Origin of the sequence: Amycolatopsis sp. SID8362, assembly GCF_010550475.1 — a bacterium.
Taxonomy (GTDB): Bacteria; Actinomycetota; Actinomycetes; order Mycobacteriales; family Pseudonocardiaceae; genus Amycolatopsis; species Amycolatopsis eburnea.
Genome location: NZ_JAAGNB010000547.1, coordinates 1 through 2,370 on the forward strand (window position 1 = coordinate 1; position 2,370 = coordinate 2,370).

General features: G+C 71.0%; 1 protein-coding gene and 1 pseudogene. Both read right to left on the reverse strand.

The genetic code is table 11. The features are described from left to right. Positions 1-1,783 (reverse strand): annotated as a pseudogene (locus G3I65_RS17245) (DUF1573 domain-containing protein); the annotation flags it as partial. Between the two features lie 331 nt (positions 1,784-2,114). After that, positions 2,115-2,370, reverse strand: a 256-nt coding sequence (locus tag G3I65_RS17250; protein ID WP_203612409.1) for a hypothetical protein, incomplete at its 5' end; no start/stop codon positions are given.

Below are 2,370 nucleotides of genomic sequence, written 5' to 3' on the forward strand. Positions count from 1 at the left end.
CCGGGACGGGCTGCGGGTGCGGCAGCGGGACCGGCTGCGGCTGCGGCTGCGGCGCCGGGACGGGCTGCGGTTGCGGAGCCGAGCCCGGCACCACGTTGCCCAGCAGGCCGGTCACCGAGGAGAGGATGCCGCCGGTGCCCGACAGACCCGGGAGCGGGGACGTTCCCGGCTGGCCGGAGCCGGGGAGGCCCGGCAGACCCGGCAGGCCTGGGAGCGGCGCACCCGGCGTACCCGGGTTGGGCGTGCCTGGCGTGCCCGGGTTGGGTGCTCCCGCCGCGCCGGTGTAGCGGATCGTGGTCTCCGAGCCGACGGTCGAGCCGTTCGGCTTGGTACCGGTGATCGTCAGCTTCGCGCTCTGCGGACCCGGCTTCGCCGGGGCCGTGAACGTGCCGGTGACGGTGCCGCCCGGTGCGACCGAGGTCGACGACCAGGTGACGGTGCCGCCCGGGAACGAGCCGCTCAGGTGGGTGATCGGCTCGGTGCCGGTGTTGGTGAAGGTGACTGACCCCGAGACCGGCGAACCGGCCGGGACGTTCGGGCCCGCACCCGAGATCGGCGTGCCGCCGATGGCCGGGACACCCGGCCGCAGCGGAGTCGCACCGGGCGTGCCCGGGTTGGCCGGCGAACCGCTGAGAACGCCGCCGATGAGCGGCAGGCCGCCGGTCGGGAGGCCGCTGGTGAGCGTGTCACCGCTCGAGTCGGGCAGGCCCGGCATGCCGAGCGACTGCAGCGTCTTGATGTTGTCGGTGACCTTCAGGACGTCCAGGACCGCGGCCGGGTTGCCGCTGCCCACCTTGTCGAACGCCGTCTGCCACAGCAGCCGCATCGCGTCGAAGTTCTTGCCCGCGAAGGACAGGTACTCGTCCGGGGTGAACACCGTGTTCGGCCCGAGCCTGCTCATGATCTCGCGGGCCTGCAGGGTGTTGTAGAGGTAGTCCGGCTTCAGGACCTTCGCCGGGTCCGGAATGCTCGGCATTCCCTTTTGGACGAAGTTCATGACCTTCTCCGGCGTCGGCAGCCGGGACATGTCCAACGCCAGGGTCTTGGTGTTGATGGGCAGGCCCATGCCGCCGCAGCCGGTGGCCATCGTGAGGTAGTCGGTCCCGTGGCCCCGCACGTGCGAGGGGTTGAAGATCGGGATCCAGCCCAGCGGGCCGCCGTAGATGTCGACGACCGGCATCTGCGAGTTCCCGATCGCGCCGCTGGCCATCGACAGGATCAGGTTCTTGTACGACGGGTCCGTGTGGTAGGTCAGCGCGTGGGAGCTGCTGCCGATCAGCGGGATCCCGTCCTCGTTCTTCCACATGTGCTGCAGGAAGAAGTCGCACCCGTCGCCGCCGCCCTCGTGGGTGGTGTCCCCGCTGGAGTGGGCACCGCCGGACTGGTTCGGGTCGGTCGAGGTCTGGACCGTGTCGCCGCCGAACAGGCCGCCGGTCAAGGCGCCACCGCTGAGCACGTCACCGCTGAGGAACTTGCCGACGGTCGGGATGTTCGCGGTCGGCAGGTCCCCGGTGGACGAGGTCGTCGAGGGAAGCGGACTGGTCGAGGGCTGGCTGCTGGTGCCGCTCGTTCCGGAAGCACTCACCGGCGAGCTGGGCTGAGAGCTCGTGAACAGTGAGGTGGTGTCCGTTCCGGGAAGGCCGAGACCGTCCAGGCCCGGCAGGGAAGCAGCGGCGGCGTTCGTCACCAGGGCGACGAGCGCGACGGTCGCGGTGACCGACATCGCGGCCGCGCGGGTCGAGCCGCGCAGCACGCGCTTCGACCGGCGGCTGTACGGGTTCACCGGGGACAGGCCGGCTGCGGCCCCTCCGGCGGGGACGTCGGCGCGAGGGCGCCGAGTCCAACGTGGGTTTTTCATGTTCAACGCTCCAGTTCATGGGCGCCGGCCGATACCATCGGCGCGGCGGTTGACGTGTCTGCTGTGAAACGGGGTTTGCTTGACGACAGCCCTGGGACACCAGCTGTTGATGGAGGTAGTGGCAGCGGGAGCTACCGGCTTGCGATTTCAGCCCATGAGTTCGCGAGCCGGCCGTCGAGCTTGCACCTCGGCGGTCCTGCTGTCGCTACCGATCAAAGTGATCGCTTACGCGTAGATCGCGTTGCTGGCCGACACGTCAGTCCGGCGACACTGGAGGCTGCTGCGCGCGGTTGCGCAACGCAGCGACATCATCCGGGGTGACACTCCAGCAGCCGAGCTGCTGGTCGTGCGCGGCCCGCGCGGGCAGCACGATCGCGCCGTGCGCGTGGCCGCCGCTCGAGCCGGGGGAGGTGCCACCACCGGACCCGACGGCGCCGGCGGGCGCTGCCGGGAGGTCAACGGGAAGCCGGTCCAGCGGGTCCTGCGACCCGGTACCGGCCGGCGTCGCCGTG